Origin of the sequence: Streptomyces sp. CA-243310 (assembly GCF_050936775.1) — a bacterium.
Taxonomy (GTDB): Bacteria; Actinomycetota; Actinomycetes; order Streptomycetales; family Streptomycetaceae; genus Streptomyces.
This window is the reverse complement of record NZ_JBNJMF010000002.1, coordinates 307,680-321,164: the sequence shown is the minus strand read 5'-3', so window position 1 is coordinate 321,164 and position 13,485 is coordinate 307,680. Positions and strand designations below refer to the sequence as shown.

Annotated in this window: 16 protein-coding genes; 9 read left to right on the top strand and 7 right to left on the bottom strand. The window is 70.6% G+C overall.

Annotated features, from left to right (window positions below; translation table 11 throughout):
• Positions 1-386 precede the first annotated feature (386 nt).
• From ACQEVM_RS19005 to ACQEVM_RS18995, 3 genes are all read left to right on the top strand, one after another.
• Positions 387-974 carry a ribosome-inactivating family protein gene (locus tag ACQEVM_RS19005; RefSeq protein ID WP_433080577.1) on the top strand — a complete coding sequence of 196 codons (588 nt, stop codon included), beginning with the start codon at positions 387-389 and terminating at the stop codon, positions 972-974.
• 423 nt (positions 975-1,397) lie between these two features.
• The gene (locus tag ACQEVM_RS19000; protein WP_433080575.1) at positions 1,398-2,225 is read left to right on the top strand and encodes a hypothetical protein; all 828 of its coding nucleotides are present in this window, start codon (positions 1,398-1,400) and stop codon (positions 2,223-2,225) included.
• Positions 2,222-2,983 (top strand): class F sortase, encoded by a 762-nt coding sequence (locus ACQEVM_RS18995; RefSeq protein ID WP_433080573.1) that lies wholly within the window; start codon positions 2,222-2,224, stop codon positions 2,981-2,983. Before ACQEVM_RS19000 ends, ACQEVM_RS18995 begins: the two co-directional genes overlap by 4 nt.
• Before the next feature lie 115 nt (positions 2,984-3,098).
• On the opposite strand, the gene ACQEVM_RS18990 is transcribed toward ACQEVM_RS18995, so the two are convergent.
• Positions 3,099-3,740, bottom strand: a complete 642-nt coding sequence (locus ACQEVM_RS18990; protein WP_433080571.1) for an O-methyltransferase — start codon at positions 3,738-3,740, stop codon at positions 3,099-3,101.
• Between the two features lie 99 nt (positions 3,741-3,839).
• Between ACQEVM_RS18990 and ACQEVM_RS18985 the strand changes: the two genes are divergently transcribed.
• Positions 3,840-4,241: a MerR family transcriptional regulator gene (locus ACQEVM_RS18985; protein ID WP_433080569.1), complete on the top strand. Its 402-nt coding sequence runs from the start codon at positions 3,840-3,842 to the stop codon at positions 4,239-4,241.
• A gap of 225 nt (positions 4,242-4,466) precedes the next feature.
• A complete protein-coding gene (locus ACQEVM_RS18980; RefSeq protein ID WP_433080567.1) occupies positions 4,467-5,453 on the top strand; it encodes an alpha/beta fold hydrolase in 987 nt (328 codons plus the stop codon).
• Positions 5,454-5,529: 76 nt separating this feature from the next.
• Here ACQEVM_RS18980 and ACQEVM_RS18975 read toward each other — a convergent pair whose 3' ends face one another.
• On the bottom strand, positions 5,530-6,141 hold the full coding sequence (locus ACQEVM_RS18975; RefSeq protein ID WP_433080565.1) for a TetR/AcrR family transcriptional regulator: 612 nt from the start codon (positions 6,139-6,141) through the stop codon (positions 5,530-5,532).
• A gap of 173 nt (positions 6,142-6,314) precedes the next feature.
• Here ACQEVM_RS18975 and ACQEVM_RS18970 point away from each other — a divergent pair, with 173 nt between their 5' ends.
• Positions 6,315-7,487 carry an FAD-dependent oxidoreductase gene (locus ACQEVM_RS18970; RefSeq protein WP_433080563.1) on the top strand — a complete coding sequence of 391 codons (1,173 nt, stop codon included), beginning with the start codon at positions 6,315-6,317 and terminating at the stop codon, positions 7,485-7,487.
• A 157-nt stretch (positions 7,488-7,644) separates the two neighbouring features.
• On the top strand, positions 7,645-8,082 hold the full coding sequence (locus tag ACQEVM_RS18965) for a glutaredoxin domain-containing protein (protein WP_433080561.1): 438 nt from the start codon (positions 7,645-7,647) through the stop codon (positions 8,080-8,082).
• Positions 8,083-8,144: 62 nt separating this feature from the next.
• On the opposite strand, the gene ACQEVM_RS18960 is transcribed toward ACQEVM_RS18965, so the two are convergent.
• The 3 genes from ACQEVM_RS18960 to sigJ form a co-directional block, all read right to left on the bottom strand.
• On the bottom strand, positions 8,145-8,519 hold the full coding sequence (locus ACQEVM_RS18960) for a VOC family protein (RefSeq protein ID WP_433080559.1): 375 nt from the start codon (positions 8,517-8,519) through the stop codon (positions 8,145-8,147).
• A 48-nt stretch (positions 8,520-8,567) separates the two neighbouring features.
• Positions 8,568-8,948, bottom strand: coding sequence for a VOC family protein (locus tag ACQEVM_RS18955; RefSeq protein WP_433080557.1), 381 nt, complete (start codon positions 8,946-8,948; stop codon positions 8,568-8,570).
• Between the two features lie 171 nt (positions 8,949-9,119).
• The gene (gene sigJ / locus ACQEVM_RS18950) at positions 9,120-10,073 is read right to left on the bottom strand and encodes an RNA polymerase sigma factor SigJ (RefSeq protein ID WP_433080555.1); all 954 of its coding nucleotides are present in this window, start codon (positions 10,071-10,073) and stop codon (positions 9,120-9,122) included.
• 198 nt (positions 10,074-10,271) lie between these two features.
• On the opposite strand from sigJ, the gene ACQEVM_RS18945 reads away from it, so the two are divergent.
• Positions 10,272-10,706 (top strand): hypothetical protein, encoded by a 435-nt coding sequence (locus ACQEVM_RS18945; protein ID WP_433080553.1) that lies wholly within the window; start codon positions 10,272-10,274, stop codon positions 10,704-10,706.
• Positions 10,707-10,801: 95 nt separating this feature from the next.
• Positions 10,802-11,299 (top strand): DUF4232 domain-containing protein, encoded by a 498-nt coding sequence (locus ACQEVM_RS18940; RefSeq protein ID WP_433080551.1) that lies wholly within the window; start codon positions 10,802-10,804, stop codon positions 11,297-11,299.
• Positions 11,300-11,372: 73 nt separating this feature from the next.
• On the opposite strand, the gene ACQEVM_RS18935 is transcribed toward ACQEVM_RS18940, so the two are convergent.
• Both ACQEVM_RS18935 and ACQEVM_RS18930 read right to left on the bottom strand, forming a co-directional pair.
• Entirely contained in the window at positions 11,373-12,023 is a 651-nt protein-coding gene (locus tag ACQEVM_RS18935) for an HAD family hydrolase (protein ID WP_433080549.1), read from the bottom strand.
• Between the two features lie 90 nt (positions 12,024-12,113).
• Positions 12,114-13,478, bottom strand: coding sequence for a carotenoid oxygenase family protein (locus ACQEVM_RS18930; RefSeq protein WP_433080547.1), 1,365 nt, complete (start codon positions 13,476-13,478; stop codon positions 12,114-12,116).
• Between the last annotated feature and the right edge of the window lie 7 nt (positions 13,479-13,485).

Genomic DNA, 13,485 nt, shown 5'->3' with positions numbered 1-13,485 from the left:
TGGCGTCGGCCGCCCTTGTCGGCCGGCCTTGTCCGGCCGGGCCTGCCGGCGGAAGGACGTTCGCGCAGCTCGGGGCGCGGCGCGGGGTGTGCGGCGGCGCGCGGGGGACCCGCTGCCGGGCCGCGTGCGCCGCCTCCGGCGAGACGGGATCACACGATGAGTTTTTGGCATCAGAGGCCAAGTATTGGCACCGCTGTTGCTCTGACGACTACAAAGGACCGGACCGAACCAGGCCCGGCGACGCGGATGATTCCACCCGTCGAAGATCGGGATTACATCGAAGGCGGTGGATGTGTCGTGCGTGAGTGCAGCAGGATCGAACCGATTGCGGTCGACTTCCCTCTGGGCAGTCAGAGTTCCGGATCCGCAACCTGATGTGTGCCGCCATGATGAAGCCCGTCTCGTTCTCCGTGGAGAGTGCTTCGGTGGACGCGTACCGCCTCCTCGCTTTGACCATAAGATCGAGAGCCGCGAAGGCGCAGGGCTTTACCAGACGGGTCGGCCACGGTGAAGGGAAGATGCGATACCTCCCCGTACGCATTCAGCTGAGGGGATTGTTCATCGAGCTCTACATCGAACTCAGGGCGCAGAATGCCGGCCTCCGCATCGTTGGATTCCGCAATACCTACGAGAACGGACAGGCTCCGCCCGAGGGCTATTTCCGGCATGTGCGGGACTCGGTCGCGCCACCGGGAATCCGCCGAGCGGAAGCCCTGCCGTTCGGCGGAGGGTGCTCCGCCCTGGAGAGAGCGGCGGACGTGAGGCGGACGGGCCTCACCCTGGGGCGACGCCCCATGAACAACGCGGTCGTCTGGCTGCACCGGAACAGGGAGCCGAGGCGCACTGCGCACGGGATCCTCGTGCTCTCGGAAATGCTCTGCGAGGCCGCCGGCTCCCCGGTCGTGGCGGACGAGATGTCACGCATCTGGATGACCGGTGGCCCGCTCTCGGCCACGACGAGGACGGCCGCGTAACGGCGGACGACGCCCTTCCCGCCGTGGGTGACGAGAGCCGGACGAGGGCCGACGGCACGTCGAGCGAAGGCGCGAGGCGCCTCAAGACGGCGCCCGGAATTCCCACACACAGGGGTAGAGGCAGCCGCCCGGCGATTTCCGTACCCATTCATGCGCATTGCCGTGACATCTCCCTGGGCGCCTGCTCGCCCTGGCGGTCGGCCGCGTGACACCGGGGCGACGGAGTGTCGTCGCACCCGCTTTCCCGGGAACGTTCCCACTGGTCGGAACCCGGATCGCCGAACTTTCGAAAAATTCTTCAACCAAGCACCAATCCAAGGGCGTTGGGGCCCCGAAGTACCAACGAGACCCTTTCCCGGGGATCATCTCATCCCCGTACCATCTGCGATTCCCTTCCCGGGAATACACGGAGCAGGAGCGAATGTGATAGTCAAGCGAACTGGTCGCCTCGTGGTGCTCGCCAGCGTGCCCGCCGCCGTCTTCCTGACCCTGGGGCTTTCCGGCCCAGCCCTCGCGCAGGCCGGGAAGGCGTACCAGATCGACCTGGCACAGCTGAACGACTCCGGTTCCCGAGGTACCGTCATGCTCAGCCTCAAGGGCAACCAACTCACCGTGCAGATAGAGTCCGAGGGCATGGTGCCCGGACAACCGTCGGCCCAGCACCTGCACGGATCGACCAAGGGGCACAACTTCCACTGCCCGGACGCGAGCGACGACACCGACGGCGACGGAATCCTCAGCAACACCGAGGCCACGGTCGACTACGGCGACATCAACATCTCCCTCACCACGTCCGGGGACACCAAGGCGACCAGTGGTCTCGCCGTGGAACGCATGCCCGTCGCCGACAACACCGGCAAGCTCTCCTACAATCGGACGATCACCGTCGGGCAGGACGTCGTCGACCACATCAAGGACCTGCACATCGTGCAGCACGGCATCGACCGCAACAACGACGACAAGTACGACTTCGACGGGGCCGGCAAGAGCGAACTCGACCCGAAGCTGCCCCAGGAGGCCACGGCTCCGACCAACTGCGGCGAGGTCAAGGGAGCGTCCGTGGGATCCATTCCGGTCGGTGGCGTCGAGACGGGCGGCGGTTCTCCGCGGCAGGCGTCGGTGTCGGCGACGACGACGATGACCGGGGCGGCGCTCGCGGCAGCCGCCGCGATGGCCGGTGCGGTGGCCATCAGGCGCAGGCGCGCCGCCCTGGTACCCGTCCGTACGGAGAACACCGGGAAGGCCGCGTGAAGCCCGCCGAGGGCCGCGTGCCCACCGCGTCCACCCCCCGGCCGCGCCGCCGCAGGACCGCGGTCCCCCTGGCCGCCGCGGCCCTCGCCACCCTGTTCCTCGCGGGGTGCGGCGGCGCGGACACGGCGGCGCCCCCCGCCCCCGCCGGTCAGGCCCAGCAGGGTCAGGCCCCGCAGGGCGGGGCCCCGGCAGGCGCCGCCCCCGCGGGCACGCCGTCCGGCAAGCCCTCCACCGGCGGCCACCAGACGGGGTCCGCCGGCGGGTCGCACGGCGGTACGGACACGGCCGGGGCCAAGCCCGCGCTCGCCCGCTCGGAGCCGCAGAAGATCACGATCCCGTCCCTCGGCCTGTCCAGTTCCCTGGAGACGCTCCGTCAGAAGACGGACGGAACCATGGAGACCCCCAAGAACCCCGACCTCGCCGGCTGGTACGAACCGGGTCCGACCCCCGGTTCCCAGGGCCCCGCCGTGATTGCCGGCCACGTCACGTGGAACGGTGCGTCGGCCGTGTTCGAGAAGCTGAAGACCATGAAGGCCGGTGACACCATCAAGGTGGCCCGCCGGGACAACAAGACGGTCACCTTCAAGGTGGACCGGGTGGCCGAGTACCCGAAGGCCAAGTTCCCCACGGTCGAGGTCTACAAGAACCTCGACCACGCGGGCCTTCGTCTGGTCACCTGCGGTGGCGACTTCGACCCGAAGAAGCACTACTACGACAGCAACGTGGTCGTGTTCGCCAGCATGGCGGGCACCGCGTAGCCGGGAACGGCCGGGCGACGGGGGGCGAGGTGTCCGCCGGCCGCGGACCACACCGCGGCCGGCGGACATCGCGAAGCGCCGGGACTCCGGCACGAGCCGAGGCGCCCACGGCTCCTCAGGGGACCTTCACGCACAGCGCGCTCTCCCCCAGGGGATGGGTGCGCCAGCGGGCGGGATCGGCCAGGTGGCGGGTCACCGCCGGCGCGGGGCCGAGGATCAGGTTGCCGGCGAGCAGCGTTCCGCCAGGGCGCAGCAGCCGGTACAGGTCCTCCACGACCGCCGGCGTCGGGGTGAACCCGTCGAAGAAGGCGAGATCGTAGCCACCGCCGTCGAGTCCGGGGAGGACCTCCTCGGCGGCGCCGGGCAGGACGGAGATCCGTTCGGCGAAACCGCGCCGGGCGATCTCCGCCCGCGCCAGCCGCACGTGCTCCGGATCCATCTCCACGGTCTCGACGCGCGCCCCCGGCGCCGCGTGCGCCATGGCCAGGGAGGTGTACCCCAAGGCCGTGCCCACCTCGACGATCCGACGGGCCCCCACGGCCGCCGCCATCACGGCGGGGAACGACCCCTCGCCGTAGGCGTAGGCACCGCAACGGTGCGCGCGCCGGTGTCGGCGCGTCGCCTCCTGGACGTCGGCGAAGGGGTCCGCCACGTCGACGGGGTGCCGTACGGCCGCGATCACCGCCACACCGGCGGTACGAAACCTGTTCCAACGTGTCGTCGCAGGCTTCGCCTTGGGCGTGTCGCTCGTGGTCATCGTCTTCTCCCGCGCGTCCAGGGGCGTGCGCCCGCCGTGCCGATCCCCCGGTACCGTGACACTTGAACCGGACTTCAAGTCAAGGCGGGCGGTGCGGGCATGGACAGCGACGGAGAACTCCTCGACATCGCGGAAGTGGCGGCGCGGACGGGTGTGGCCCCCTCCGCCCTGCGCTACTACGAGCGGCTCGGCCTGGTGGAGTCGGCCGGCCGCAACGGCCTGCGCCGCACCTATCGCCCCGAGGCGGTCGACCGGATGGCGCTGATCCTCAACGCGCAGGCCACCGGCTTCTCGCTCGGTGAGCTGAAGGAACTCCTGCTGGCGGGGCCCGGGGAGGTGCGCCCGTACCTCACGGGGCGGATCGACGTGCTCGACCGGCGCATCGCCGCGATGCGGGAGGCCCGCGAGCGCATCAGTCACGCCCTCACCTGTCGGCATCCGTCCCTCCTGGACTGCCCGACCTTCCGGGCCGGGCTGCGGGACCTGCTGCCGGGGGAGTGAGCACGGACCCGGGTGGCCCCTCCGGCCGCGTGGCGTCCGGGCCGGGGCGCTCGCACCGGTGGTGCGTGGGGAACCTCGACCGGGTGTTGCCAAGGCGGCAACAGGAGTCGCGGCGATCTTCCCGGCCGTCGCATGATCGCTGTGCGCCCCCGACCCGGGGTCCACCCGGTACCGGGCAGTGGCGCACTCGACCCCAGCGGATCGACCGACAGCCCGGAGGAATCCATGTCGCAGCCCGACCCCGTCACGCGCGCCACACATCGCGTGGTCGCCTCTCCCGCCGGCAGGACCCACCTGGTGGAGCAGGGCGCCGGGCCGCTGGTGCTGATGGTGCACGGGTTCCCGGAGTCCTGGTACTCCTGGCGACACCAACTGCCCGTGCTGGCAGCGGCCGGATACCGGGCGGTGGCGATGGACGTTCGCGGCTACGGGCGTTCCTCCCGGCCCGAGGACGTCGCCGCGTACGGAATGCTCGACCTGGTCGACGACACCGTCGCCGTCGTGCGGGCGCTCGGCGAGGAGGGCGCAGTGATCATCGGGCACGACTGGGGTTCGACCATCGCCGCGCACTCGGCCCTCATCAGGCCGGACGTCTTCCGCGCGGTCGGCCTGCTGAGCGTTCCCTACGCGCCGCCGGGCGGTCCGCGGCCCAGCGACATCTTCGCGGGCATGGGCGGGGACGAGGAGATCTACGTCTCCTACTTCCAGGAGCCCGGTCGGGTCGAATCGGAGATCGAGCCCGACGTCCGCGGGTGGCTCGCGGGCTTCTACGCCGCCTTCTCCGCCGAGACCATGCCCGGACCCGGCGCCCCGGACCCGCACTTCGTCAGCCGAGGCGGGACACTGCGCGAACGGTTCCCGGCCGACCGCTCGCCCGCGTGGCTGGGCGAGAAGGAACTCGACTTCTACGCCGCGGAGTTCGAGCGAACCGGGCTCGGCGGAGCACTCAACCGCTACCGGAACATGGACCGGGACTGGGAGGACCTCGCCGACTACCGGGGCAGGCCCGTCACCCGACCGTCCCTGTTCCTCGGCGGCGCGCTGGACGCCTCGACCACCTGGATGGCCGAAGCGATCCGCGCCTACCCCACGACCCTGCCCGGTCTGATCTCCTCGCACATCCTCGACGGCTGTGGCCACTGGATCCAGCAGGAGCGCCACGAGGAGGTCAACGCCATCCTGACCACCTGGCTCGCCTCCCTGCCCGCGTGAGCCCCGCTCCGCGCGATGCCTCCATGCGTCGAGGCGGCGCGGCGACCGGTGTCGCACGGTCGGACACCGAGGCTCGTCATCGGCTGTCCGACTGATCGGACCACCCGTGCTCCAGCAGGTCGAAGGCTCGGGCGAGGGCCCGGCGGACATCGTCTTGGCCGTGGGCGGCGCGGGGGGCTTCGAGGGCGAAGTGGGCCAGCGCGGCGCAACCGGGGTCGTCGGCGGGAAGGCCGCTCTCGTCCGCGATGGTCCGCGCGAGGGCGGCCGAGTGGCGCAGCCACATGTTCTGGAGGTGGTCGCGCAGGGCCGGGGTGCTGTTCACCAGCTCGAAGAATTCGGTGAAGCGGGCGTCGCCGGCGGTGGCTGCCAGGCGGTGGCGCAGGGCGTGCTCGCGCAGGGCGGCAGGGATCGAAAGGCCCCGGGGCCGTTCGCGTACGGCGGCGAGCAGTCGGGCTTCCTGGTCGGCGTCCTCGTCGAAGACGAGGGCCTCCTTGACCGGGAAGTGTTTGAACAGCGTGGTGGTGGACACGTCGGCGGCGTCCGCGATCTCGCGGATGCCGACCGCGTCGTATCCCCGCTCCAGGAACAGGCGCAGCGCGGCGTCGGCGATGGCTTGTCGGGTGGCTGCCTTCTTGCGCTCCCGGCGACCCGGCGGCGCCGAGGGGAGGCTCGGATCGGTGTCGTTCACAAGGCGACTCTACCCCTTGGTGGGACGAGTTTAAAAGTGAAACCGTTGCACTTATTGAGTCGGTGTGTTTTTCTGGAGCGGCGGCCGTGAAGCACCGTCCGGCCCCGCTCACTCACCCGACACACCCCGGCCCACGGCGGCGAGCCGCAGGGCCGGCACGAACGGAGCACGTCATGAAAACCACCCACGCCACACCCCGTATCGCGATCATCGGGGCCGGCCCCGGCGGCCTGATCTGCGCCCGCATCCTGCAGCGGAACGGCATCACCGCGACGGTCCACGAAGGGGACGTCTCCCGCACCGCCCGCGACCAGGGCGGCAGCCTCGACATGCACCCCGGATCCGGCCGGCACGCTCTGCAGCAGGCCGGACTGCTGGACGACTTCCTCGCCCGGGCCCGCCCCGAAGGCCAACAGATGCGCCTGATCGGCCGGGACGGACGCGTCCTGTTCGACGCGATCCCGCCCGAGGCCGACACGGTCGAGGGCAACCCCGAGATCGACCGCGGTCAATTGCGCGACCTCCTCCTCGACTCGCTCGATCCCACCACCGTGCGCTGGGGACGCACACTCACCCGCGTCGAACCCCGCGGCGACGGCACCCACCGCCTGCACTTCGCCGACTCCCTCACGGCCGACCCCGACGACACCACCGACGTCGACCTCGTCATCGGCGCCGACGGCGCCTGGTCCCGGGTCCGCCGCGCCCTGTCCGATGCGACGCCCCGCTACACGGGCGTCACCTTCGTCGAAACAGGCCTCGACGAGGCGGACACCCGCCACCCCGCCCTCGCCGAACTCACCGGCAACGGGACCATGATGGCCCTGGACGACAATCAGGGATTCGTCGCCCAGCGCAACAGCGGCGGCCACATCCGCATCTACGTCGGCATGCGCATCGACGAGGAGTGGCAGCGGCACGCCGGCCTCGACCCGACCGACACCACAGCCGTACGCGCGGCCCTGCTCGACCGGTTCACCGGATGGAGCCCCGATCTCCTGGGTTTCATCACCGACACCGACACCGGCTACACCAACCGCCCGCTGTACGCCCTGCCGGTGCCGCACACCTGGGAGCCCACCCCCGGCCTCACCCTCCTCGGCGACGCCGCCCATCTCATGTCCCCCTTCTCCGGGATGGGCGCCAACCTCGCGATGCTCGACGGAGCCGACCTCGCCCAGGCCCTCGTCGATCACCCCACCGTCGATCAGGCCGTCACCGCGTACGAGAAGATCCTCCTGCCGCGCTCCATCGAGGCCGCCGAAGGAGCGGCCGAGGGAATCGACGGCGCCTTCGCCCCCGACGGCGCCGAACAGGCCCTCGCCCACATGACCGGGCGCCATTGATCAAGCCCGGACGAGGGCCCGGAGTCGACTGAGCCGAGGGGTGGGCGGTGGTGAGGTTTCTCGGGCCCCCGCGCCGGGGGTCGGGTGTCGGGTGTCGGGTGGGAGACGCTAGCCTCCTACCCGGCCCCGCCCCGTCCGATCCGAGAGGCTCGTCGTCATGAACCGTGCCTGGAGCTTGTCGATGGTGTTCATGCTCTGCGGTTCGGTGCTTGCGGCCGGGGTGCTGTTCCGGGGTGCCCCCGGCACTGCCGCAGTGCTTCTGCTGCTGTTCGGCCTTCTCGCGGGCGTGCACTCGCCTCTGCTCTTCCCGAAGTCGATCAGCGCCGTGGAGGCGCGCCGCCGCAGCGCGGTCGACGGCCGGCCGATCGTCTTCTGGCGGTCGGGCTGCAAGTACTGCATCCGACTGCGCATCCGGCTGGGCCGTGGCGCCGACCGGTTGCACTGGGTCGATATCTGGCGTGACCCTGACGCCGCGGCAGTGGTCAGGTCGGCCAACGACGGGAACGAGACCGTGCCGACGGTCGTCGTCGCGGGCCGGCCGCACGTCAATCCCGATCCGCGGTGGGTGCGCGAACAGTCCGCCCGTTCGCTGTGAACGGCGAGCGGGTTGCCGGCCGCCGTACGCAACCGGCCGGGTCGGCTCGGCGGCGTCAGGGCTCAGGGCAACCGGTCGAACTCCCCGCGCAGAACGCAGAACTCGTTGCCTTCGGGATCGGCAAGGACCGCCCAACCTGAACCATCCGGATTCCGTTGGTCGGCGACGAGGGTCGCCCCGAGGCTCAGCAGCCGGTCCACCTCCTGCTCGCGAGAGGTCTCGGGGCGCAGGCACAGGTGGATCCGATTCTTGACCGTCTTGGCCTCGGGTACCTGATTGAAGTACAGCGCGGGTCCCTCGGCGAGCAGTACCTGAGTCTCCCGGTCACCCGGTCTGACGTCCGGATGCATCGGACGACCCGTCACATCACTCCAGAATCGAGCCAGTTCGTAGGCGTTCGCGCAGTCGATCGCCACGTTCTGCACTACCGAAACCATGTGCCACAGCCTTCCTGATCACGACACGTCCCTCCACCGGATGCGAGCTCAAAGCACGTCGAGGCGGGCCTTGAGCAGGCAGAACTCATTGCCTTCGGGGTCGGTCAGGACATGCCACCGCTCTTCGCCCGTCTGGCCGATGTCGGCGGGACGAGCGCCGAGTCGGAGGAGGCGTTCGAGTTCGGCGTCCTGATCGCGGTCGGTGGGGTTGACGTCGATGTGCAGCCGGGACTTGCCCTTCTCCGGCTCGTCCCTGCGACTGAGGATGATCGTCGGCTGTAGACCCCCGAACCCTTCGCGCGGCCCGATCTCCATCGAACCGTCGTCCTCGCGGCCGAGCACGACGAAGTCCAGGACCTCGCACCAGAACCTCGCGAGCACCTCGGGTTCGCGGCAACCGAGAACGAGCTCACCGATACGACACGCCATGAAAGAACCTGCTCTCGGTCTGCCGGCTGCCGGGGAGACCACACGCGAACCGCAGGGGCTCCCAGCAGCGAAAACGACTCCGCGACCGTACGGGACGAGACGATCGCGGTCGACCCGATTTCAGTGTCGACCTCGACCACCCGGGGTCGTCGCCGCGGATGTGCCGTCGGATCAGATCTGTGCGTCACCGGTCCACGCGCGGAGCTTCTCCGGGTTGCGGACCGCCCAGATGCGGCTGACGCGGTCGCCGGTGAAGTCGAACGCGGCCACGGTCACGGGGACTCCGGTGTGCTGGGCGACCAGGCCGGGCCGTCCGTTGACCGTTCGCTCCAGGAGCGTCAGGCCCGGGGCCTTGGCGGCGATGTGGATCAGGTACTGGGCGATGCTCCCGCCGCCTTCGACCGGACGCAGGACGGTGCCGACGAGGCCGCCGCCATCTGCGGTCATCGTGGCGTCGGGGTCGAGGAGACCGACGAGGGTCTCGATGTCCCTGGCCTCCCAAGCCTCCTTGAACCGGCGAACCAGACCGGCCTGCCCGGCGGGCGCCGGCGCCGCCGGGTTCCGCGCGGCTCGGACGCGCCGACGGCCCGAGGTCGCCAACTGTCGGCAGGCCGCAGGCGTCCGGCCGACGATCGTGGCGATCTCGGCGAACGGGTAGCGGAAGACGTCGTGCAGGATGAACGCCACGCGTTCCGCCGGCGTCATCGACTCCAGTACGACGAGGAAGGCCATGTCCACCGACTCGTCCAGGACGATCTGGTCGGCGGGGTCGGCCGGCTCGGTCCCGCGGCCCGCGCGCCCACCGATCCACTCCGTACGGTCGGGCAGCGGCTCGGGGATCCACGGCCCGACGTAGCGCTCGCGTCGGGCCCGCGCCGAACCGAGCACGTCCAGGCAGATCCGGCCGGCCACCGTCGTCAGCCAGGCACCGGGCGACGCGATGGCCTCCTGCTGCTGCCGGGACATTGCGAACCAGCGGGTGTAGGCCTCCTGGACCGCGTCCTCGGCCTCGGCCGACGAACCGAGCAGCCTGTAGGCGAGATTGATCAGCCGGTGCCGCTCGCCGACGATCACGGTCAGGTGCGGCTCGGACCGGCTGTGACCCGGCTCGGATGCGGCGTTCATGCTCCGGATCACTCTCAGCTTCCCCTCGTTCGCCTCGTCTCGTTCACTCCGGCTCTCTCCACGCCGGTGAAACACCCCACCGGACAACCGGGTTCGGCGCCTCGCCTCACATTTCGCGGGCCTGCGTCGTCGGGTGAGTGAAGAGCGAATGCAGACACTACCGATCCACCGCCGCGAGGCAGAAGAGGGGCCCACATCATGGCGACGAGGACGACCCGGACGACCATCCGCACGACGGCGATACCGGGCAGGGCCGGACTGACGTTCCCGCAGGTCGCGATCGGCCTGCAGACCCTGGCCATCTTCTTCCAGGCGGCCACCGCCGGACTGTTGCTGTCGTCGTCCCACGGCGAGGTGTTGCACGGCGTCGGGGCGCGCGTGATGTACGGGGCGTCGATGCTGTACGTGCTCGCCGCGATCCTGGCGTGGCGACCGGGCGGCGGGGAGGCCCGCCCCATCCTGTACGCGTCCGGCTTCCTCGTACTCGCCTCCGTCCAGGTCGTCCTGGGCATCGCGCACGAGCCGTCGCTGCACGTGCCCCTGGGCGTGTTGATGTTCGGCCTCAGCGTGTGGGCGCTGTGCCAGGACCTGTACAAGGCCCGGGCCGTTGTGTCACCGCGACCCACCCCGTGACGCCCCCGTGCATCGGGGGCGGCATCACGGGTAGGTGGGACGGACATCAACCATCCGTGCCGACGCCCGCGCCGGCCGAACGATCGAGGTGAGTCATGGCGACCTCCGCACGAACAGCGATTCCCGCCCTCCTGGCCGTGGCCGTGGGAGCCACCCTGGTGTCCGTCGGTCCGGCGGCCGCCGCCGAGATGCCGGTACGGGCGAGCACCTGCGCGTCGGGAAACCTGAGCGTGTCCGCCGGGCCGCCGGACGTCGGGGCCGGGCAACTGTACGTACCGCTGCGCTTCACCAACACCGGCGACCGTCCGTGCACCCTGCTCGGGTACCCGGGCGTCAGCGTTCTGAGCAAGGAACAGAAGCAGATCGGGAAGCCGGCGGACCGGGACGGTCAGGTGCCCGCCGCCGTCTCCCTCGCCCCCGGGCGCACTGCCACGGCCGTCCTCCACACGACGAACGGACCGATCGGCGGCCCGTGCCTGCCCAAGGGGGCGTTCCTGAAGGTCTACGCGCCTGCCTCCAAGGACGCGGTCCTGCTCAAGACGCCCTTCCAGGTCTGCTCGAACCGCTTCACGGTCAGCCCGGTCACGCCGTAACCGTCGCGAGTCGTGGCCGGTCGTCGCCACCGCCCGCGGCCGGCCCCGCGCGGCGAGCGGGGGCGGGGGGCTGCTACCGCCCGGCGATGAGGGCGGGGAGCGTGCGCATGTCGTGGAAGACGGTGGTACCGGGGCCTTCGAGGCGTTCGGCCGGGGTCAGACCGCCCGCGTATCCGAAGGCGCGCATGCCGGCCGCGCGGGCGGCCTGAACGCCGGGCCGGCTGTCCTCGACCACCACGCAGGCGGCGGGATCGACCCCCATGTGTCGGGCCGCGTGCAGGAACAGATCGGGGGCGGGCTTGCCCCGGGCGACCTCGCCGGCGCTGTAAATGCGGCCGGCGAAGCGCTCGTACAGGCCGGTCCGGCCCAGGGTGTGCCGCATCTTGTCGTGCGAGCCGCTGGAGGCCACGCACGTCGGCAGGGTGAGGGCGTCGAGAGCCTCGGGCAGCCCCTCGACGGGGGCGAGATCGGCGTCCACGGCCTCACGGTGCAGCTGCTCGAACCGCTCCGACCAGATCGCCGCCGTCTCCTCGCCGAGCCTGGCGGCCACCTGCTCGCGAATGGAGGCGTGCGAGCGCCCGATGAAACGGTCGACGACCTCCTCGCCGGTGAGGGGCCAGCCCAACTCGGCGCCCAGGGCGACCTGGACACGGGCCGCCATGCGTTCGCTGTCGACCAGCACACCGTCGCAGTCGAATATGACGAGTTCAATCGGCTTGATCATCCCGGCAGCATAAGTGCCCGCCGCACCGACGGGTCGTACGACGGAGCCCGCGGCGGAAGCAGGCCGTCCCGGTGCGCACTCCGGATCCGGTCAGCCCGCGAGTCCGGCGGGCCCGTTGTCGGGGACCCAGGAGCCGTGGAGTCCGGCACTCACCCGGTGGGGCAGGTGGACGGTGGCGATCCGGTCGAGCCCCGACGCGTCGAGGACCACCAGTTGCGAGGCGTCCTGCTTGAGGTCGGAGACGACGGTGAGCAGATAGCCGTCGTCCTCGCGCGTGGCTCCGGTGGCGGGAACGAAGACGGCTTCGCCGGGCATGCGGGCGTCGCCGATCTGGTGGATGCGGCGGGCGCCGGTGGTGCGGTCGTACTTGACCACGCCGTAGCCGCCGAACCCCTTCTCGTCGGGGAAGGAGATGGCGTAGTGGTAGCGGTTCTCGGCGCCCAGGTACTCCTCGTTGAGGGTCGGGAACTCCACCGGCAGATCGTCGATGATCTGCTCGTCCACGGTGCCGGCCACCATGTCGACCACCCAACGGCGGGTGTAGGAGCGGGCGACGGGCTCACTGCCGCGCCCGGGCGCGCCGATCCACCAGTTCCAGGAGAGCCGGAAGCCCTCACGGTCCACGGTCGGACCCTCCAGGACGATGCGGCCCCGGCCGTCCTCGTAGGCATTGGCGACGTGCAGCATGTTGCCCGGTTCGATGGAGAACCAGCGGACCTTCCGGGCACCGTCCTCCCCGCGGGGCATGACACCGATGCGGGCGGGCTGCAGGTCGCTCCAGCCGTAGGGAATGCCGGAGCGGTCCGTGGGGTCGAAGGTGACGTTGCCCTCGACGAAGACCACGTGGTGGCGGGTGATGGCGAAGTCGTGCTTGAGCGAGGCGGTCGCGCCCGGGACCTCGGCACTGTGGGTGATCTCGCCCTTGGCGTCGGCGACGTGGTGCACGAGGAAGGGCGGGAAGGGAGAGGACCCGAAGAAGTGGAGCTCGCCCGTCACGGGGTCCTCCTTGGGGTGCGCGGTCATCGCCGTCCGCAGTTTGCCGTCGAAGTCGTACGCCCCGACCGTCTCCAGATCCTCGGTGAGTTCGAAGGGGAGGTTCGCCTCGCACAGCGCGAGCAGCCGTCCGCCGTGCTCGATGACGTGGGTCCCGGCGGCACTGGCCGTCAGGTCGGGCCCCCGCTCCGTCATGTACGGGGCGCCCTCCAGCGCGGGAGTGCGCACCCACCGGTTTCGGTACCACTCGGCGCGGCCGGCGCGCAGCCTGATGCCGTGGACCATGCCGCTGCCCTTGAACCAGTGGGTGGGCGTCACACCGGGCTTGGGGTTGTGGCCGTTGCGGAACAACCGTCCGTTCAGTTCCGTGGGCAGGGTTCCCTCGACGGTGAGGTCGGTTGCCGTGACCTCGTTGACGACGGGGGTGAAGTGGCCTGTCAGGTAGGGCTTGTCGACGGTCATGGCAGGG